The following is a 19600-nucleotide window of genomic DNA, read 5'->3' as shown; positions in this document are numbered from 1 at the left end:
TGATCCTCTCTTGCAGAGGAGAGAGGATCATCAGGAGCTATGGCGCCCATTTCGAGGTGATAAGCCCAAGATACTGGCGGACGTCGCTTTCCCGCTCGGAATGATCGGTATCAGCTCATCCACAACGTCGCCGGGTTTTCCAGCAGGCCCTTGATCCGCTGGACGAAGACCGCCGCATCATGCCCGTCGACGATCCGGTGGTCGAAGCTGGACGACAGGTTCATCATCTTGCGCACGACCATCTGGCCGTCCTTGACCACGACCCGTTCGGCGATCTTGTTGGGGCCGACGATGGCGACCTCGGGGTGGTTGATGATCGGGGTGTGGACCACCCCGCCTAGCGTCCCCAGCGAGGTGATGGTGATGGTCGAACCCGACAAATCCTCGCGCTTGGCCGAACCGTCCTTGGCCGCGCCCGAGACGCGCGCGATCTCCAGCGCCGTGTCATAGGGATCGCGCGCCTCGGCGTGGCGGACCACCGGCACCATAAGGCCGTTCGGCGTCTGGGCGGCGATGCCCAGATGGACCGGGGCGTGCTGGGTCAGGACGCCCGCCTCGTCGTCATAGGTGGCGTTGATCTGCGGCTGGTCGCGCAGGGCGACCACGATGGCGCGGGCGATGAAGGGCAGCAGGTTCAGCTTGGGCTGATCCTTCGCCTTCGTGGCGTTCAGGTGGGCGCGCAGCTCCTCCAGCGCCGTGACGTCGATCTCCTCCACATAGGTGATGTGGGGAATGCGGCGCACGCTCTCGGCCATCTTCTCCGCGATCTTGCGACGCAGGCCGATGATGCGGACCTCGGTGGTTCCTTCGGCCTTGGCATAGGTCGAGGCGCCGCCAGACGGGGCGGACGCCGGTTGCGAACCCCCGCGCGCGATGAAGCCGTCCAGGTCCTCATGCGTGATCCGCCCGGCCGGGCCGGAGCCGGGGACGAAGGTCAGGTCCACGCCCAAGTCCCGCGCACGGTTGCGCACGGCGGGTGAAGCGGACGGCCGCTCGCCCGGCGCGCGGCCGGTCAGGGCTGGGACAGGCTTGGACGGGGTCGTCGTCGAAGTCTTCGAAATCGCACTCGCAATCGTCGAAGTCACAGCGGAATCTGTCGTCGAATTCTCTGCCGGTTTTGGGGCCGGTTTCGACGCCGCGACGGGCGTCGAGACATTGCCCCGACCCTCGACATCGAAGGCCACCAGAGGCCCGCCGACCGGCACCGACTTGCCGGCTTCGCCGTACAGGGCGACGACCGTTCCGGCGACCGGCGAGGTGATCTCGACCGTGGCCTTGTCGGTCATGATGTCAGCGATGATCTGGTCTTCCTCGACCGCATCCCCGACCTTGACGTGCCAGCCGACCAGCTCGGCCTCGGCCGTGCCTTCGCCCACGTCAGGCAGTTTGAAGACGTAGTTTCCGACAGGGGCCGGTGCAGGCGCCTCCACCGGCGGGGCCGCGACTTTCGGGGCTACAACGGGCGCCGGCTTGGCGGCGGCCGGAGCGGGCGCGTCCTCTGCATTCCCCGATCCCTCGACCTCGAACTCCACCAGGGGTCCGCGCACCGGCACCATGGCGCCGGGTTCGCCGTGAAGGGCGACGACCTTGCCGGACACTGGAGCCGTGATTTCGACCGTGGCCTTGTCGGTCATGATGTCGGCGACGATCTGGTCCTCGGCGACGATGTCGCCGATCTTGACGTGCCAGCCGACCAGTTCGGCCTCGGCGGTGCCTTCGCCCACGTCGGGCAGTTTGAAGACGAAACGACCCATCTTAACGACCTCCCGTCATGACGCTCTTCAAGGCGTCTGCGACCCGTTGCGGTCCGGGGAAATATTCCCATTCGAAAGCATGGGGATAGGGCGTGTCCCAGCCGGTGACCCGCGCGATCGGCGCCTCCAGATGATAGAAGCAGCGCTCCTGCACCAGGGCCGACAGTTCGCCGCCGAAGCCCGAGGTCTTGGGTGCCTCGTGCACGATGACGCAGCGGCCGGTCTTCTTCACGCTGGCCTCGATCGTTTCGATGTCCAGCGGCACCAGGGTGCGCAGGTCGATGACCTCGGCGTCCACACCCGCGTGTTCGGCGCCGGCCAGCGCCACCCAGACCATGGTGCCATAGGCCAGGATGGTGACGTCGTTTCCTTCGCGCATGACGCGCGCCTTGCCGATAGGCTCGACATATTTGCCGGTCGGCACCTGGGCCAGGTCCTGCGCCTTCCACGGCGAAACCGGCTTTTCGTGCCAGCCGTCGAACGGGCCGTTGTAGAGGCGTTTCGGCTCGAAGAAGACGACCGGATCGTCGTCCTCGATGGCGGCGGTCAGCAGGCCCTTGGCGTCATAGGGGTTGGAAGGAATGACGACCTTCAGGCCCGCGATATGGGTGAACAGACTTTCCGGCGACTGGCTGTGGGTCTGGCCGCCGAAGATGCCGCCGCCATAGGGGCTGCGGACCACGATGGGGCTGGTGAACTGGCCGCCCGAGCGATAGCGCATCTTGGCCGCCTCGGAGACGATCTGGTCATAGGCCGGATAGATGTAGTCGGCGAACTGGATCTCGACGACGGGACGCAGGCCATAGGCGCCCATGCCGATGGCGGCGGCGACGATGCCGCATTCGCTGATCGGAGCGTCGAAGCTGCGGGTCAGGCCGTGCTTCTGCTGCAGCTTGTCGGTGACGCGGAAGACCCCGCCGAAATAGCCGGCGTCCTCGCCGAACGACAGGACATTGGCGTCCTCGCTCATCTTGACGTCGATGGCCGAGTTCAGGGCCTGGATCATGTTCATCGGCACGACGCCGGTACCCGTTGGTTCCGAGGCGGGGGCGGCGTTCTGGTCGATCATGTCCGGCTCGACGCCGTCGTTGCGATCGGCGTCGGTGAAGGTGGTTTGCTCAGCCATGGTCAGACCCCCACCTCGCGGCGCTGTTCGATCAGCCGCCAGTCTTCGGTCGCATAGACCTCTTCGAACATCGTCTTCACGCTGGGGCGCGACTGGCCCAGGGTGCCGATGGCCTCGGACTCCTTACCAGCGGCGCGGACCTGTTCGACGGCCTCGCGCAGGGCCGTGGCGTGGCGCTCGTCGTCCCATTCGCCGATGACGGTCAGGTGCTGGCGCAGACGGTCCAGCGGGTCGCCCAGCGGCCATTTTTCGTGCTCGTCGCCGGGGCGATAGCGGCTGGGGTCGTCGGAGGTCGAGTGCGGCGCGCCGCGATAGGTGAACAGTTCGATCACCGTCGCGCCCTGGTTGGACCGGGCGCGCTCCTCGGCCCACTGGGTCGCGGCCCAGACCGCCAGGAAGTCGTTGCCGTCCACCCGCAGGGCCGGCAGGCCATAGCCGATGGCCTTGGAGGCGAAGGTGGTTTCCAGCCCGCCGGCGATGCCCTGGAAGGAGCTGATGGCCCACTGGTTGTTAACGATGTTCAGGATGACGGGCGCGCGATAGACGCTGGCGAAGGTCAGGGCGTTGTGGAAGTCGCCCTCGGCCGTCGCGCCGTCGCCGATCCAGCTGATGGCGATCTTGTCGTCGCCCTTGTAGGCGCTGGCCATGGCCCAACCGACCGCTTGCGGCACCTGGGTGCCCAGATTGCCGCTGATGGTGAAGAAGCCATAGTCCTTGGCCGAATACATGATCGGCAGCTGGCGGCCTTTGATCGGGTCCGCCGCGTTCGAATAGATCTGGTTCATCATCTCGACCAGCGGATAGCCGCGTGCGATCAACAGACCCTGCTGGCGATAGGTCGGAAAGCCCATGTCCTCGCGCGACAGCAGCATGCCCTGGGCGACCGCGATGGCCTCCTCGCCGGTGCACTTCATATAGAAGCTGGTCTTGCCCTGACGGTGGGCGCGGTGCATCCGGTCGTCGAAGGCGCGGGTCAGGATCATGGCCTTCAGGCCGCGACGCAGCGTCTCGGCATCCAGGCGCGGGTTCCACGGCCCGACCGCATTGCCCTCGTCGTCCAGCACCCGAATCAGGCGGAAGGCGAGGTCGCGCATCTCATAGGGCGTCGATCCGACCTCGGGCCGTTCGACCACGCCGGCGGGGTCCATCAGCAGGTGGCTGAAGTCCGGCGCATCGCCGGGTCGGCCGGACGGTTCCGGCACGCGCAATGACAGGGGCTGACTGTTCTTTTTCACGTTTTCGTCGTTCATGCGGGCGTCCATATCCATTCGGGGTCCGTCCGTGTTTCCTCTGGACGTGTGATAACACGGCCCCTAAGCAGGTGCTCGCTCAAATTGACCTTGCACAATCCCGATATCGGGTATTTTATTTCGCGATAATCATAATCGGAGAAACGCATTGGCCGACGAACTCGACCCCATCGACGCCCGCATCCTGGATATCCTGCAACAAGACGCCGGGCTGTCGGTCGCGGAGGTCGCGGATCGCGTCGGACTGTCGGCCTCGCCCTGCTGGCGGCGGATCAAGCGGCTGGAAGATTCCGGCCTGATCACCAAGCGGGTCACCCTGCTGAACGCGCAGCTGCTGGGCCTGGACTTCGAGGTCTACGCCATAGTCAAGCTGATGCTGCCCTCGGCCGACAATCTGAACCTGTTCGAAGCCGCCGTGGCCAAATGGCCGGAGGTGGTCCAGTGCGCCACCATCACCGGGCGCGAGGACTATGTGCTGCGCATCATCACCTCGGACATGCACGCCTTCGACCTGTTCCTGCGCGAGAAACTTCTGGCCCTGGGCATCGTCTCGGACTGCGAAAGCCACATCGTCACGCGCGGCGTGAAGAATGTGACCGCCCTGCCTCTTGGCATCATCACGCCTCACGTCGGATAACGTCGCTCAGGCGGGCCGATCCGCTCGGAGCCTGATCCGTTGAGGAAGAGTCGCTTCGCGATTCTGCCGATGCGGTGAATCAGGCTCCAAGTTCAAGCGAGAGCCTGATTCACGCCTCAGTCGGAACCGCAAAGCGGTTCCGCCGAAAGACGATCAGGCTCAGAGGACCACGACCATGATCGAACTGGTGATCGACGCGCGCCGCAAGGACCTGGGCGGGTTCGAGGTCGGGCGCGTCCTGCCCTTCCATTCGCGCCGGATGGTCGGGCCCTTCATCTTCCTGGACCAAATGGGGCCGGCCGAGTTCGCAGCCGGCGCCACGGCCATCGACGTGCGGCCGCATCCGCATATCGGCCTGTCGACCCTGACCTATCTGTTCGAGGGCGAGATCATGCACCACGACAACCTCGGCTATGATCAGGCGATCCGGCCGGGCGAGGTCAACTGGATGACGGCCGGCAAGGGCATCGTCCATTCCGAACGCACCGATCCGCTGAGAAAGAGCACCGGCGGGCCGATGCACGGCATGCAGGCCTGGGTTGCCCTGCCCGACGAGGCCGAGGACATCGATCCGGCCTTCCATCACCTGGGCGAGGACGCCCAGCCGGCCTATGAGAACGAGGGCCTGTTCGCGCGTCTGGTCGCCGGCGAAGCCTACGGCGCCGAGGCCGCCGTGCCTGTCTCTTCTCCGCTTTTCTATATCCATTGGGAGCTTCAGCCTGGCGTTCGCACCGCCCCGCCATCCGGCAAGGGGGCGGGAGGCATGAGCGAGCGCGCACTCTATGTGGCCAAGGGCGCCATCGAGGTTGGCGACCGCACCTTCCACGAGGGTCAGATGATCGTGCTGGAGCCGACGGCCGAACCGACCGTAAAGGCCCTGGTCCAGTCGACCGTCATGGTGCTGGGCGGCGAGCCGGTGGGCGAGCGGCTGATCTGGTGGAACTTCGTCGCCTCCAGCCAGGCCCGCATCGATCAGGCCAAGGCGGACTGGAAGGCCGGCCGCATGAGCCTGCCCCACGCTGACGACCTGGAGTTCATCCCCCTGCCCGACGAACCCGCCAAGGCCCAGGCCGCCCCGGCGCCGGTCGAACCCAAGCCAACCGACCCGGTCTAGCCTTTTCCCTCCCCTTCATGGGGAGGGGCGGCGAAGCGAAGCGTAGCCGGGGTGGGGAACTCAGGGACCTCGCTGACGCCCTTACGGACCCCACCCTGATCGCTGCGCGATCGTCCCTCCCCATGAAGGGGAGGGAGAATAAAAGCCGCTATTTGCCCCCGCTCCCGCAACCCGCTAACGCGTCCGCATGAACTTCGATTTCGACGCCCAGGTCACCGCCGCCCTGTTCGACAACGCCGGCGCCGTCTTCACTCTCGGCGACGGCTCTGTCCGGTTCGAGGACCGCACGCGGGTCGAGGCCCACGACGGCGCCGTGCTGTGCGCCTGCGTCCACCCGTCCGGCGACGGAATCGTCACGGGCGGCGACGACGGCAAGGTTGTCTGGAGCCGCCGCGACGAGGACCCGGTGATCCTGGCTACGGCCAAAAATCAGTGGATCGACGCCATCGACGCCTCGCCCGCCTCGGGCCTGATCGCCTTCTCCTTCGGCCGCACCCTGTCGGTGATCGATCCCAACGATATCGGCTTCCGCCGCGACTTCCAGCACGAGCGCACCGTCTCCGGCGTGGCCTTCGAGCCCAAAGGCCGGCGCATCGCGACCTCGACCTATGGCGGGGCGGCGCTGTGGTATGCGCGGATCGAGAAACAACAACCCGTAAGACTGGCCTGGGCTGGATCGCACACCGGCGTCGCCTTCTCGCCCGACGGCGCCTTCGTCGTCACCACCATGCAGGACAACCAGATGCACGGCTGGCGCATCAAGGACGCCAAGAACCTGCGCATGGGCGGCTATCCGGGCAAGGTCCGGTCGATGGCCTTCCTGGCCAATGGTCAGCTGATGGCGACCTCCGGCGCACAGGGCGCGGTCCTGTGGCCCTTCATCGGATCGAACGGGCCTATGGGCCGCGAGGCGACGGAGATCGGTTATGACGACACCACCCTGGTCAATCTGGTCTCGGCCCGCGCCGACCAGGGGCTGCTGGCCGCCGGCCTGACCAACGGGCGGGTGTGGGTCGCGCATCCGGCCGCCCAGGGGCTGAACTTCGTCAAGGCGGAGAAGGGCCCGGCCATCGTCGCCCTGTCGCTCAGCCCCGCGGTTGATAAGGTCGCCTGGGCCGACGAGGACGGCGCCGCCGGCGTGATCATTCTCTGATGGCGAAGGGTCGCAAGAGCTGGCGTCGGGTCCTGCTGACCGCCCTTCTGGTTCTGGCTCTGATCCCGGTCGCCGGCGTGCTGATCGTCGCCGTCGCGCCGCCGCCACCGACAATCCTGATGCTGCGTCAGCTCGCTCGCGGCGAGGGGATGGATTACCAGTGGCGCGGCCTGAACCAGATCTCGCCCAACCTGGTGAACGCCGCCATCGCCGCCGAGGACGCCCGTTTCTGCAGCCACCACGGCTTCGACATGGAGGCGATCCAGAAGGCGCTGGATCATAACGCCGAGGGCGGCCGCATTCGGGGCGGTTCCACCATCAGCCAGCAGACGGCCAAGAACGTCTTCCTGTGGCCGGGCCGCGACTGGGTCCGCAAGGGGCTGGAGGCGGGCTATACGCTGATGATCGAGACGGTCTGGTCCAAGCGCCGGATCATGGAGGTCTATCTGAACGTGGTGGAGTGGGCGCCCGGCGTCTATGGCGCCCAGGCCGCCTCGCGCCACTGGTTCGGCAAGGACGCCCGCGACCTGAGCCCGCGCGAGGCCGCGCGTCTGGCCGCCATCCTGCCCGCCCCGCGCCGTTACCAGGCGGCGGCGCCCGGTCCCTATGTCCGCAGAAGGGCGTCACGCGTCCAGGCGGCCATGGGCACGGTGCGCAACGAAGGACTGAACGCCTGCGTCGTCGGCCAGGGTTGACGCCAAGGCCTGGTTAACCGTTCCCCTTGAGGCTTCCCTTAACCGCCCGATGGCACACTGCGGTCATTCGGGCGGTATATGGGCGATCTGCGCCCTCGGGGATGATCTTGGCGCAAGCTTTCACACTGATCGGCAAAGCTGTTCGAAGCCTGCGCAATCTGGCGGCGCGCCTGTCGTCCGACCGGGGCGGCAATGTCGTGATGATATTCGCTCTGGTGATGCCGGCCCTGATCATGATCACCCTGGGCGGGATCGACATCAATCGCATCACCACGGTCAAGGCCCGCGTTCAGGACGCCCTGGACGCCGCCGCCCTGGCCGCCGCACGGTCTTCCTACACCGATCCCGATGACCTGCAGGCTGTGGCCGTGGTGGCGCTGCGAGCCAATCTGCGAAACGCCTCGGTCGAGCCGTTCGCCGACGATGCCGTCAAGATCGTCCTGACCAAGGATCAGTTGATCGTCGCCGACATACGGGTTCAGGTGAAGACCCTGGTCGCCAATGTCTTCCTGCCGCCCTACGGCAAGATCCTGGACGACACCTTGCCGGTCAGCGTCCACTCCGAGGTCAATCGGTCGTCCAAGGACATCGAGGTCTCGCTGGTTCTCGACATCACCGGATCGATGGCCAGCAACAACCGCATCGGCGATCTGAAGAATGCGGCGAAGCAGTTGATTGAGCTGGTGGTCCAGCCGGTCGCCAAACAGACCCCCTACTATTCGCGCATGGCCATCGTCCCCTATTCGATCGGCGTGAATCTGGGATCCTGGGCAGACAGCGCCAGGGGCGAGTCCGTGGAAGCCACCGCCATTACTGGCGCCTCATGGGCGGCCGCAGCCTCGAAGTCGATCAGCGGCATCACCCGCGCCTCGCCCGGCGTCGTCACCGCCAACGGTCACGGGCTGGCCACCAATGATTATGTCTGGATCAGCGGCGTCAACGGCATGACCCAGATCAACAACCGTGCCTATCGCGCTGTTCGTATCGACGCCAACAAGGTCTCCTTGCAGTATCAGTCGGGCGGCAACTGGTATGCGCTGAACACGAACAGCGGCTACAGCAACTACAGCTCTGGCGGCCAAATCCGCAAATGCACGCGCTCTGACTGTTTCATCACCATCACGTCGCCTAACCACGGCTTGTCGCAAGGCGAGGGCCTTCAGATTGCTGGCGTCCGCGGGATGACCGCGTTGAACACGACAAACGATGAAGGTCTCTACGAAGTCCTTGAAAGGATATCTAAAGACGCTTTCGTCATTCCCGTGGGCGGCGCCGCATTCGCCGACTACTCCAACAGTGGATCCGTTCAGTGTGGACGTGACGGATGCGCCAAGCGCGTGTTTCGCGATGCGCAGTACAATCGCTTGACGGCCTTCCAGAACACCACCTGCGTCAGCGAGCGCACAGGGTCAGAACCCTATTCCGACGCTGCGCCGGGCAGTTTGACCTACGTCGGCCGCAACTATGCCGCCCCTGAACGCACGACACCCGTTCGGTCTGCGGGCAATCCCTGCCCTGCCGCAACCATCCAGCCCCTGACGTCCAATATCGACACGCTGACCACTCTGGTGAGCGGCCTGAACGTGACAGGGTCCACGTCCGGTCAAATCGGTCTGGCTTGGGGCTGGTATACGGTATCCGACCAGTTCAACGGCCTGTGGACATCCAACACGGCCGCCGCCTATGCGCCGAACAAGGTGCTGAAGGCCGTGATCCTGATGACGGACGGCGAGTTCAACACCCCCTACTGCGGCGGCGTCATCGCGCGCGACGCCGGATCAGGCTCCGGCAATCTCTTCGACAAGATCGCCTGCAATGCGACCAACGGCGACCCGTTTGATCAGGCGGCGCAGCTCTGCACCAACATGAAGGCCAAGGGGATCATCGTCTATACTGTCGGATTCTCGATCACCAAGGGCAGCGAGGCCGCGAGCATCCTGAGCACCTGCGCGACGGACAAGGACAAGGCCTTCCTGCCTCAGTCCGGCGCCGACCTGTCCAGCGACTTCCAGGCCATCGGTCGCGACATCACCCGACTGCGGATTTCCCGCTGACGCCTTACAGCAGGCGGATTTCCCGCAGGCGCTCGGTCAGATAGTCCTCGGCCAGGATGGTCTTGCCGGCATAGCGGTCGGGATTGTCCGGCGTGATGGCGCTGGGCAGGGTCTCGATGGGGAAGTCCGGGTTGAAGTGCAGGAAGAAGGGCGTCGAATAACGGGCGAAGCCGCGACGTTCCGGCGCCGGATTGACCACGCGGTGGGTTGTCGACGGCAGAACGTGATTGGTCAGTCGCTGCAGCATGTCCCCGATATTGACGACCAGGGCGCCGGGCGGCGGCGCGATGTCCAGCCAGCTGCCGTCCTTCTCCTTGAGCTGAAGGCCGGCCTCTTCGGCGCCCAGCAGCAGGGTGATGACGTTGATGTCTTCGTGCGCGCCGGCCCGGACGCCGGGCGCATCGGCCGGGACCGGCGGATAGTGCAGCATGCGCAGAACGCTGTTGCCCATCTCGACCTTGTCCGCAAAGAAGTCGTCGCCCAGCTTCAGATAGCGGGCGATGGCGCGCAGGATCTTGGCGCCCAGGGCGTCCAGATCCTCGAACATCCCATACAGGTGCGGCTTGAAGCCCTCGACCTCGGTCGGCCAGACGTTGTCGCGCATGTAGCGGCGATAGGGATGCCCTTCAGGCAGCTCGCGACCGACGTGCCAGAACTCCTTCAGATCTACGGCATTCGCGCCCTTGGCCGCCTCGACCCCAAACGGCGTCAGCCCGCGCGCGCCGCCCGTTCCCGGCTGATGATACTGGCGCTTCACCTCCTCAGGCAGGGCGAAGAAGGCCTTGGCGTCGTCGATGGCGGCGGTGATACGCGCCTCGTCCAGACCGTGGTCGGCCACCACCGCAAAGCCGTATCGCGAGAAGGATGCGCCCAGGGCGTCGCTGAACGCCTGGAAGTCAGCGTCATACTGGGTCATCGAAACCGGCTGGATCGCGCGGTCGGCGGCAGGGCTGTCGTTCTGGGTCGCGCTCACGGGCGTCGTCCTCGGTCTGGGGATGTGCGGCGGTTCCCATACCCCTAATCCAGCGGCTTGTCAGTTCATCGTCAAACGGGAGCACGGACACCGTTCACGCGCCATACAGCTTGGAACCTTCACAGTAAGCATACGTTTCCGCGCCAGATCATATTCACGAAGAGGACCATTCCATGCGCGCCAAGATCATCGTCGCCAGCGTTTCGATCGCCGCTCTGCTGGGCGCCGCCGCCTGCACCACGACCGACCCCTATCGCTCGGGCCCCGTTCGCAACAACACCGGGACCGGCGCCATCGCCGGCGCTCTGGGCGGCGCGCTGCTGGGCTATCTGACCAATACGTCCAACGGCGAACAGGGCCGCAAGAACGCCCTGATCGGCGCAGGCGTCGGCGCCTTGGGCGGCGCAGCCGTGGGCCAGTATATGGACCGCCAGCAACGCGCCATGGAGGCTGAACTGTCCGGCTCCGGCGTCGGCGTGGCGCGTCAGGGCGACGTCCTGGTTCTGCGTATGCCGTCGGACGTGACCTTCGCCACCAACCAGTACTCGATCGACCCGCGCTTCCTGCCCGTCCTCGACGACGTGGCGCGCGTGCTGCAGCAGTACGACCAATCGACCGTCGATGTGATCGGCCACACCGATTCTTCGGGCGGCGATGCGATCAACCAGCCCCTGTCCGAACGCCGCGCCAGCAGCGTCGCCTCCGAACTGGTGCGTCGCGGCGTGATCGCCCAGCGCCTCTATGTTGCGGGAGAGAGCGCACGCAATCCGGTGGCTTCGAACGCTACGGCGGAAGGCAAGGCTCAGAACCGTCGAGTCGAAATCCTGATCCGTCCGTTCACCGGCTGATCGACAGCGGCATTTGAAGACTAGACAGAGGGCGGCGCCACGAGGCGCCGCCCTTTCTTTGTTCAATCACAGGCTTCGTGATTTGCGCGCAATCGCACGCCATGGTTCTCGACGTCATCGGATCATGGGAACGACGCAGTGACGCCTGAGGATCGGGAGTTCGGGCACGGCCTGAAGCTGACCGCCATCGCGGTGATCAGCGCCGTCCTGACGGCGACCTTCGTCATCGGCGCTGGCCAGGCGCTTTTGAGCGCCTCCAAACCGATCATAATGCCACAAGCAACCGTCTCGCACGCATCTGCAGACTGACCCCGCTCCCGTAATCCTGAAGACTTCTACGGCACAGAAAAAACGCCGCCTCCTTTTGGAGGCGGCGTTCTGTCTTTCGACGACTTCAAAGTCCGAAGATCGACCCGGAGATAAGTCCGGGCCGACCCCTCAGAGGTCTTAGAAGTTGATGTCGATGGTTGCGCGGCGGTTGAGCGGTTCACGCACACCGTCGGCGGTCGGCTTGGCCAGGTTGGTTTCGCCCTTGCCGTCGAGGGCGATGACGCCGCCGTTGACGCCTGCAGCAACCAGCGAGTCCGCGACGGTGCGCGAACGGCGGTTGGACAGACCCAGGTTATAGGCGGCCGAACCCGAGGTATCGGTGTAGCCGACGATCACGACGCGCGTCGGACGACCCGACTTGGCGTAGTTGGCGGCTTGCGTCACGACCGAGCGGGCTTCCGCGGTCAGGTCCGAGCGATCCCAGTCGAAGTAGACGACGAACTGGCGAGGCGTCGGGGTCTGAGCGACCGGCGCCGGGGGCGGCGGGGGCGGAGGAGGCGGCGGGGGCGGGGGCGGCGGGGGCGGGGGCGGGGGAGCCATTTCTTCCGCACCGAAGCTGTAGCGCAGACCCAAGGTCACGGTGTGCGACTGATCGTAGTCGCCGTCCCATTCGCCGAACTGCGTGGCGCCGGCGCCCGTGCCGACCGTCGTCGAGGCGAACGAAGCGTCGCCCGTCAGATAGCGGTAGGTCAGGTCGATGTTGGCGCGGTCGCTGATGGCCCAAGCCAGACCGGCGATCGCCTGAGCGGCGAATTTGGTCGAGCTGTCGTCAGCGGCGAAGGTGGCGAGACGGTTGGCACGCAGAGCGCCGACCGTGTTCGTATCGACGCGGTTCACACCAGCGCCCAGGCCGACGAAGGGACGAACGCCCCAGTATTCGAAGCCGAAGTCATAGATGACGTTGGCCATCAGGGTGGCGGACTCGATGTCGCCTTCGGGCGAGAAGCAGCCACCCGTCGCCGGGGTCAGGTTGCAGAGGCCTTGCGTGCCGGAAACGGCACGGACCTTGCCGATATCGCCCGAGCGATAGCCGCCTTCGAGTTCAACACGCCAGTTGGGGTTGAAGCGATAGCCGAGACGGGCGAACGCCGCCCAGCCGTCGTTCACTTCATAGTTCCACGACGCGCCGGTCGTGGACGACTCGGCGTTGATGTCGTCGATCATGTGGTAGCCGGCGTCGATGGCGCCGTACCAGCCGTTGGGTTCTGCCGACGCAGCACCAGCCGACAGGGCCAGAGCGGCCGCTGCGCTGGACGCCAGCACGAAAGTCTTCATACGCATAGGGGGGTATCCCTCCGCCTCTGTTAAGTAGGGGGCGGGTCTACCGCCTGCGCGGGTCTTACCAGCCTTGCCTTAGAAGGTCGAGGCGGAAACGTGACCGAAGGCGCTTCAACATCTCATACCGTGGCGTTGATGATACAGGTAAATTTGGCGCTTCAGCTACAAATTGTTAACATTCGGCCGTTCACGCGTCACAATCGGCGAAGGTGCGGGCGATCACTTGTCCGAGCAATGCCAAGCCACGCGCACCGCCTTAAGCCTGCAGGATTTGCATCCCGAGCCATTCGGCGATCAAAGCCGGCTTGTCACCACCTTCGATCTCCACGTTTAGTTCGTGCTTCAACAGCCAGCGACCGCCCCCCTTGTCTTCGGCGGACAGCAGTTTGAACCGGCCTCGGATGCGTGATCCTGCCAGGACAGGGGCCAGAAACCTCAGCTTGTCGAATCCGTAGTTGACGCCCATCACGACCCCGTCCAGCGGCGCAACCGCATCGTAGCTCATGGCGGATGCCAGGCTCAAAGTCAGGAACCCATGCGCAATGGTTCCGCCGAACGGCGTGGCCTTGGCGGCCTCGGGATCGACATGGATGAACTGGTGATCCTCAGTGCAATCGGCGAAGGCGTCGATCCGGGCCTGGGTGACGTCGAACCATTTCGACACCCCGACCTCCTGGCCGATCAGTCCCTGAAGTTCGCTGGCCCTGGTCATGGCGTCCACCCTTTATTGCTTTGAGGCGAGGTTGGCCGACCGGCACGACGAAGGAAAGCCCTCAACCGCCGAAGCGCCCTTCGATGATCTCGGCGTACAGGGTCGGATCGACATTGCCGCCCGACAGGATGATCGCCGTCGTCAGCCCTTCCGTTCCGATCTTTCCGGCTAACAGAGCGGCCAGAGAAACCGCGCCTCCAGGCTCGATGACCAGCTTCAGATGGCGAAAGGCGAACCGCACAGCCTCGGCCACTTCCGCGTCGGACACGGTTATCGCGCCCGCCAGTCGCCGGTTGATCGGCCAGGTCAGAACGCCCGGCATGGGCGACATCAGCGCGTCGCAGATCGACGGCGCCCCCTGCGAATGCCCGACACGCTCGCCCGCCGCCAGCGACCGCGCCGTGTCGTCGAAGGCCTCGGGCTCGACCACGAACACCCGTGTGGAAGGGCTGCGTTCAGCCATGACCAGATTGACCCCGGCCATCAAGCCACCGCCCGAGGCGCCGCACAAGAGCTGGTCGAACAGCGTATCGGCCTGATCTAGCATTTCCAGCGCGGCCGTTCCCTGCCCCTCGATGATGAAGGCATCGTCGAACGGCGGAACCAGGATCGAGCCGCGATCGGCGGCGATGGCGGCACCGATGTCCTCGCGGCTTTCGGTCCAGCGGTCGTACAGCCGCACCTCGCCGCCGAAGCCGATCACCCCCTCGACCTTCACCTGAGGCGAGTCCGACGGCATGACGATGATCGCCGGCGTGCGGACCATGGTGGCGGCGGCGGCCACGCCCTGGGCATGGTTGCCAGACGAGAAGGCGACGACGCCGCGCGTCTTCTCCTCATCCGTCAGCCGGCTGATGCGGTTGTAAGCCCCGCGAAACTTGAAGGCCCCGGCCCGTTGGAGGTTTTCAGCCTTCATCAGAACCCGACCGCCGACGACGGCGTTCAGGGCAGGGCTTTCGAGCAGCGGCGTGCGGACGGCGACGCCGTCGATCTGACGGGCGGCGTCGAGGACGCCTTCATAGCTGGGCAGGTGCGTCGTCATATGCTCCCCTTAGCGCGAACCGCAGGCGCCGCCCAAGACGGTGCAGGGAGAGAAACGCATGAGCCTGATCCTCGCCATCGACCAGGGCACGACCTCGACGCGGGCCATCGCTTTTGAAATCCGGGACCAGGATTTGCGCCCCGTCGCCGTCAGCCAGATCGAACTGGCCCAGCATTTCCCCAAGTCCGGCTGGGTCGAGCACGACGCTGCCGAGATATGGTCCGCCACCCTCCAGACCTGCCGCGAGGTCGTGCGCAAGGCGGGGGGCGTGGCGCGCTTCGCCGCCATCGGCATCACCAACCAGCGCGAAACGGCGGTGATCTGGGATACATCGACCGGCGAGCCCCTGCATCGCGCCATCGTCTGGCAGGACCGGCGCACCGCCGACGTCACCGCCCGCCTGACCGCCGAGGGTCATGAGCCCATGGTCCAGGCGGCGACAGGCCTGATTCTGGACCCCTATTTTTCGGCGACCAAGTTCGCCTGGCTGCTGGACGCCGTGCCGGGATCACGCGAGCGGGCGGCCAAGGGCGAGGTCAAGCTGGGCACGATCGACGCCTGGCTGATCTGGAAACTGACCGGCGGCCGGGTTCACGCTACCGACGCCACCAATGCGTCGCGCACCGCCCTGATGGACTTGAAGACGGTCGAATGGCGCGACGATCTGTGCGCCTTGTTCAATGTGCCGCGCGAGGCCTTGCCCGAGATCGTGCCGTGCGCGGGCGTGATCGGCGAATGCGACCCGGCGCTGTTCGGCCGCGCCCTGCCTATCGCCGGTTCCGCAGGCGATCAGCAGGCGGCCCTGGTCGGACACGGCGCGCTGAAGGCCGGCGACGCCAAGATCACCTATGGCACCGGCGCCTTTCTGGTCGCCAATGTCGGCGCCGAGCCGGTGACCTCGACGCGGCGGCTGCTGGGCACGCTGGGATACCGGGCCGACGGCGAGACAGCCTATGCGCTGGAGGGGTCGATCTTCTCGGCCGGGTCGGTGATCCAGTGGCTGAGGGACGGGGTCGGCCTGATCTCGGAATCGCGCCAGTCCGAGGCCATGGCGCAGGAGCTGCCCGACAACGGCGGGGTCTATATGGTGCCCGGCTTCACCGGCCTGGGCGCGCCGTGGTGGGAGCCTGAGGCGCGCGGGACCGTCGTCGGGCTGACGCGCGATTCCGGCCCGGCTCATTTCGTTCGCGCGGCGCTGGAGGCCCTGGCCTATCAGACGCGCGATCTGCTGGACGCCCTGGCCCAGGACGGCGCCCCGCCGCTGAAGACGCTGAAGGTGGACGGCGGCGTCACCGCCAACAGTTTCGCCATGCAGTTCATCGCCGACATCTGCGAGGTCGAGGTCGAACGCCCGGCCTTCCAGGAGATGACCGCCCTGGGCGCCGCGCGTCTGGCGGCCCTGGGCGTCGGCCTGCTGCCCGATCTGGAGGCCCGGCCCGCCGAGGCTCCGGCCTGCTGGAAGCCGCGCATGACGACCGCGGAACGCGAGCGTCTGCTTTCCGGCTGGCGCCGCGCGGTGAAGGCCGCCATCATCGCCGCGCCGGACCGGGCCTAAGACGCGGGCGGCGCCAGGAAAACGCTACAAGAACCGACTGGGCCGCCCATGACCGACGCCTCTTCCCTCGACGCACAAAGCGCCTTTTCCGGCACGCGCGAGGTCGATCCCCGCTATCGGCTGGACGAGACGGCGCTCGACGCCTGGATGACAGCGCATGTCGCGGGCTACGCCGGCCCGCTGGCGGTGCGCCAGTTCAAGGGGGGCCAGTCGAACCCCACATATGAGCTGACGACGCCCGCCAAGAGTTATGTGCTGCGCCGCAAGCCGCCCGGCGTCCTCTTACCCAGCGCCCATGCCGTGGACCGCGAGTTTCAGGTCATCTCCGCCTTAGCCGCCCAAGGTTTCCCGGTGGCCAAACCCCACGCCCTGTGCCTGGACGAGGCTGTCATCGGCTCGATCTTCTATGTGATGGACAAGGTCGAGGGGCGGATCTTCTGGGACCTGAAACTGCCCGGACTGACGCCTGCCGAACGCCGCGCCGTCTATGAGGCCCAGACGGATACGCTGGCCCGTCTGCACGCCTTTGATCCCGCCGCCATCGGCCTGGGCGACTACGGCAAGGCCGGCAACTATTTCGCGCGCCAGGTCGGCCGCTGGACCAAGCAGTATCGCGCCTCGGAGACCGAACCCATCGCCGCCATGGATCGGCTGATCGCCTTCCTGCCCGACAGCCTGCCGCCCGAGGGGCCGAGCCGAATCGTCCACGGCGACTTCCGCCTCGACAACATGATCCTGGCGCCGGACCGGGCGGAAGTGCGCGCCGTGCTGGACTGGGAGCTGTCGACCCTGGGCGATCCGATGGCCGACTTCTCCTATCTGCTGATCGCCTGGGCCATTCCGGCTTCCCTGCGCAATGGCCTCGCCGGCGCCGATCTGGAGGCCTTGGGCATCCCGTCCGTCGAGGAGACGGTCGAACGCTACGCCGCCGCGACGGGCATGCGGCCCGCCAATCTGGACTGGCTCTACGCCTACAACCTGTTCCGCCTGGCGGCCATCTGCCAAGGCATCGCCGGTCGCGTCCGCGACGGCACCGCCGCCAGCGCCCACGCCAAGACCATGGCCGCCCAGGTCGGCCCGCTCAGCGACGCCGCCTGGGGTTTCGCGAAGAAGGCCGGAGCCTAGCGCGGCGGCTTTACGCAAACGCATTCCGTCGATACGCCGGGTGTCATCTGGTGCTTTTCACAGGACGCATGGCGATGATCGCGCTGCCGAAAAGACGTCGATGGACCTGGGCGCTCGCAGCGGCGCTGGCCTTGGTCGTCGTCAAACCCGACCCCACGACAGCGCAGTCGGTCGAAGACGGGACGTCGCCTTCCAAATTCCACTGGCGCTCCTCCGCCCAGATCATCGCACCGAGAGCCGGTGACGGAAACGGGTATTCAGCGCTCAAGGACCCCTCGATCGTCCATGTGGACGGCGAGTATCATGTCTTCATGACCTCGGTCGGGGCCGAGGGCTGGCACATGGCCTATACCCATTTCACCGACTGGTCGCAGGCGTCGACTGCCACCATCGTCGATCTGAAACAGTCGGGGATCGGGCCCGGTTACAGAGCCGCCCCGCAGGTGTTCTACTTCGCGCCGCAGAAGCTCTGGTACATGGTCTATCAGAGCGGTCCGCCCGTCTATTCCACGACCGCGACGATCGGTGATCCGTCATCCTGGAGCGCGCCGAAACCCTTCTTCGACCAGGCCCCGGACATTATCAAGGCCGCCACGGGCAAGGAGGCCTGGCTCGACTTCTGGATCATCTGCGACGAGGCGTCCTGCTATCTGTTCAACACGGACGACCACGGCAACCTGTTCCGCTCACGGACCTCGATCCAGCAGTTTCCGGTCGGGTTTGCCGACACACGCCGCGTCATGACAGGGCCGCGAGACGACATCTTCGAAGCCAGCATGCACTACCGACTGGCCGGCACGAACACCTACCTGACCCTGGTCGAGGCTATCGGACCCCAGGGACGCTACTTCAGCGCCTGGACCAGCGATCGGCTGGATGGCGACTGGCGTCTGCTGGCGGGCAGTCCATCACGTTCGTTCGCCGGGTCAGACAATGTCGTCTTCGACGGCGAGGCCTGGTCTCAGGGCGTATCGCATGGCGAGCTGGTCCGCAGCGGTTATGACCAGACCCTGACGATCGATCCCTGCCAGCCCCTTCAGTTCCTCTATCAGGGCCTGGAGCCGCATGCGACCGACACGGCCTATATCGACCTGCCCTATCGCCTCGGCCTGCTGACGGCGACCGGACCCAATCCCCTCAGCGCCCTGTGCCCTGCGTCTCCATAAGACGGCGCGCGATCTTCAGTCCCTGACGGCGGCGCCCAGGATGCGTTTGTCGGTCTTGCCCTGAACCAGCACCGCCACCGCCTCGCCGGGACGGGCCGGGGGCAGGGTGTAGAGCATGGGGCGGCCGCGCCATTCGCCCAGGCGGGTCACGCCGCGCACGACGTTCATGTGCCGCACGGCCTGGCCGCGGTTCTCGCCCTGGCGGACCTCGACCACCTGGGGACCGGGCGTATAGGTCACGGCCACCACCTCGGCGCCGCCGACGGGCGCGCGGCCGGAGCCGACGCCGACGCCGTTTCCGCTCTCGCGGAATTCGATCTGGGGCGGCCAGACCTGGCGCACGGCTTCCTGGTCGATTGCGGTTTCAAGTTCGAGGCTGCGGGCGCCGGACACCTGACGACGGCCGTCGATCACCACCTGGGGCGTCGAGACGCCGCGTTGGCGCAGGGCGGCGCGATAGGCGCGCTGGCGCTGAACGAACTCCGGGCGGGCGAAGGTGTCGGTCCAGCCCAGATAGTCCCAGTAGTCGACGCCGTAGGTCAGGGCGATGACGCCGGGCTGGGCCGCCGCCTTCTCGACCGCCGCATTGGCCTCGACACAGCCGCCGCAGCCCTGGGCGGTGAACAGTTCGACCACCACCGGCGGGCCGTCGGCTGTGGCGTGGCGCGGCGCGAGCGGCGGACGGCCGGCAGCCGGCTGGGCCGCCGAGGCGACGGACAGCAGGGCGCCCGCCATGACCGTGCCCGCGATGATCCAGCCCTTGGTGTTCATGCCGTCGTTCTTAGTCC

General features: G+C 66.1%; 18 protein-coding genes. 10 read left to right on the top strand and 8 right to left on the bottom strand.

Annotated features, from left to right (window positions below):
- Positions 1–110: 110 nt before the first annotated feature.
- From ACP693_RS02000 to ACP693_RS01990, 3 genes are read right to left on the bottom strand one after another with little or no spacing between them, the layout of a single operon-like run.
- Entirely contained in the window at positions 111–1754 is a 1644-nt protein-coding gene (locus ACP693_RS02000; protein WP_426019324.1) for a 2-oxo acid dehydrogenase subunit E2, read from the bottom strand.
- Between the two features lies 1 nt (position 1755).
- Positions 1756–2880 carry an alpha-ketoacid dehydrogenase subunit beta gene (locus tag ACP693_RS01995; protein WP_426019326.1) on the bottom strand — a complete coding sequence of 375 codons (1125 nt, stop codon included), beginning with the start codon at positions 2878–2880 and terminating at the stop codon, positions 1756–1758.
- Between the two features lie 2 nt (positions 2881–2882).
- Positions 2883–4130, bottom strand: a complete 1248-nt coding sequence (locus ACP693_RS01990; protein ID WP_426019327.1) for a thiamine pyrophosphate-dependent enzyme — start codon at positions 4128–4130, stop codon at positions 2883–2885.
- A 148-nt stretch (positions 4131–4278) separates the two neighbouring features.
- Here ACP693_RS01990 and ACP693_RS01985 point away from each other — a divergent pair, with 148 nt between their 5' ends.
- From ACP693_RS01985 to ACP693_RS01965, 5 genes are all read left to right on the top strand, one after another.
- The gene (locus tag ACP693_RS01985; RefSeq protein ID WP_135194232.1) at positions 4279–4767 is read left to right on the top strand and encodes an Lrp/AsnC family transcriptional regulator; all 489 of its coding nucleotides are present in this window, start codon (positions 4279–4281) and stop codon (positions 4765–4767) included.
- Between the two features lie 175 nt (positions 4768–4942).
- On the top strand, positions 4943–5881 hold the full coding sequence (locus ACP693_RS01980) for a pirin family protein (protein WP_426019328.1): 939 nt from the start codon (positions 4943–4945) through the stop codon (positions 5879–5881).
- A gap of 187 nt (positions 5882–6068) precedes the next feature.
- Positions 6069–7034 carry a WD40 repeat domain-containing protein gene (locus tag ACP693_RS01975; RefSeq protein WP_426019329.1) on the top strand — a complete coding sequence of 322 codons (966 nt, stop codon included), beginning with the start codon at positions 6069–6071 and terminating at the stop codon, positions 7032–7034.
- The gene (mtgA, locus tag ACP693_RS01970; RefSeq protein WP_426019331.1) at positions 7034–7729 is read left to right on the top strand and encodes a monofunctional biosynthetic peptidoglycan transglycosylase; all 696 of its coding nucleotides are present in this window, start codon (positions 7034–7036) and stop codon (positions 7727–7729) included. Before ACP693_RS01975 ends, mtgA begins: the two co-directional genes overlap by 1 nt.
- 107 nt (positions 7730–7836) lie before the next feature.
- Entirely contained in the window at positions 7837–9783 is a 1947-nt protein-coding gene (locus tag ACP693_RS01965) for a ubiquitin-activating E1 FCCH domain-containing protein (protein WP_426019334.1), read from the top strand.
- Positions 9784–9787: 4 nt separating this feature from the next.
- Here ACP693_RS01965 and ACP693_RS01960 read toward each other — a convergent pair whose 3' ends face one another.
- The gene (locus tag ACP693_RS01960) at positions 9788–10699 is read right to left on the bottom strand and encodes an isopenicillin N synthase family dioxygenase (RefSeq protein ID WP_426019643.1); all 912 of its coding nucleotides are present in this window, start codon (positions 10697–10699) and stop codon (positions 9788–9790) included.
- A gap of 230 nt (positions 10700–10929) precedes the next feature.
- Here ACP693_RS01960 and ACP693_RS01955 point away from each other — a divergent pair, with 230 nt between their 5' ends.
- Complete coding sequence (locus tag ACP693_RS01955; protein ID WP_426019336.1) at positions 10930–11604, top strand: OmpA family protein; 675 nt, start codon at positions 10930–10932, stop codon at positions 11602–11604.
- Positions 11605–11742: 138 nt separating this feature from the next.
- Positions 11743–11913, top strand: coding sequence for a hypothetical protein (locus ACP693_RS01950; protein WP_425986923.1), 171 nt, complete (start codon positions 11743–11745; stop codon positions 11911–11913).
- Positions 11914–12051: 138 nt separating this feature from the next.
- On the opposite strand, the gene ACP693_RS01945 is transcribed toward ACP693_RS01950, so the two are convergent.
- The 3 genes from ACP693_RS01945 to ACP693_RS01935 all read right to left on the bottom strand — a co-directional run bounded on the left by ACP693_RS01945 (position 12052) and on the right by ACP693_RS01935 (position 14966).
- Positions 12052–13209, bottom strand: coding sequence for an OmpA family protein (locus tag ACP693_RS01945; RefSeq protein WP_425987091.1), 1158 nt, complete (start codon positions 13207–13209; stop codon positions 12052–12054).
- 259 nt (positions 13210–13468) lie between these two features.
- Complete coding sequence (locus ACP693_RS01940) at positions 13469–13924, bottom strand: MaoC family dehydratase (protein WP_425986924.1); 456 nt, start codon at positions 13922–13924, stop codon at positions 13469–13471.
- A 61-nt stretch (positions 13925–13985) separates the two neighbouring features.
- Complete coding sequence (locus ACP693_RS01935; RefSeq protein WP_426019339.1) at positions 13986–14966, bottom strand: threonine ammonia-lyase; 981 nt, start codon at positions 14964–14966, stop codon at positions 13986–13988.
- A gap of 58 nt (positions 14967–15024) precedes the next feature.
- Here ACP693_RS01935 and glpK point away from each other — a divergent pair, with 58 nt between their 5' ends.
- The 3 genes from glpK to ACP693_RS01920 all read left to right on the top strand — a co-directional run bounded on the left by glpK (position 15025) and on the right by ACP693_RS01920 (position 18812).
- The gene (glpK, locus tag ACP693_RS01930) at positions 15025–16521 is read left to right on the top strand and encodes a glycerol kinase GlpK (protein ID WP_426019342.1); all 1497 of its coding nucleotides are present in this window, start codon (positions 15025–15027) and stop codon (positions 16519–16521) included.
- 48 nt (positions 16522–16569) lie between these two features.
- Positions 16570–17646, top strand: coding sequence for a phosphotransferase family protein (locus ACP693_RS01925; RefSeq protein WP_426019345.1), 1077 nt, complete (start codon positions 16570–16572; stop codon positions 17644–17646).
- Positions 17647–17714: 68 nt separating this feature from the next.
- Positions 17715–18812 (top strand): non-reducing end alpha-L-arabinofuranosidase family hydrolase, encoded by a 1098-nt coding sequence (locus tag ACP693_RS01920; RefSeq protein ID WP_426019348.1) that lies wholly within the window; start codon positions 17715–17717, stop codon positions 18810–18812.
- Between the two features lie 15 nt (positions 18813–18827).
- Here ACP693_RS01920 and ACP693_RS01915 read toward each other — a convergent pair whose 3' ends face one another.
- A complete protein-coding gene (locus ACP693_RS01915; protein ID WP_426019350.1) occupies positions 18828–19583 on the bottom strand; it encodes a DUF1223 domain-containing protein in 756 nt (251 codons plus the stop codon).
- Positions 19584–19600 lie beyond the last annotated feature (17 nt).

It is taken from the genome of Brevundimonas sp. TWP1-3 (assembly GCF_049896085.1).
Lineage (GTDB): Bacteria > Pseudomonadota > Alphaproteobacteria > Caulobacterales > Caulobacteraceae > Brevundimonas.
The sequence above is the reverse complement of the archived record's forward strand: the minus strand, read 5'-3'. Positions and strand labels throughout refer to the sequence as shown.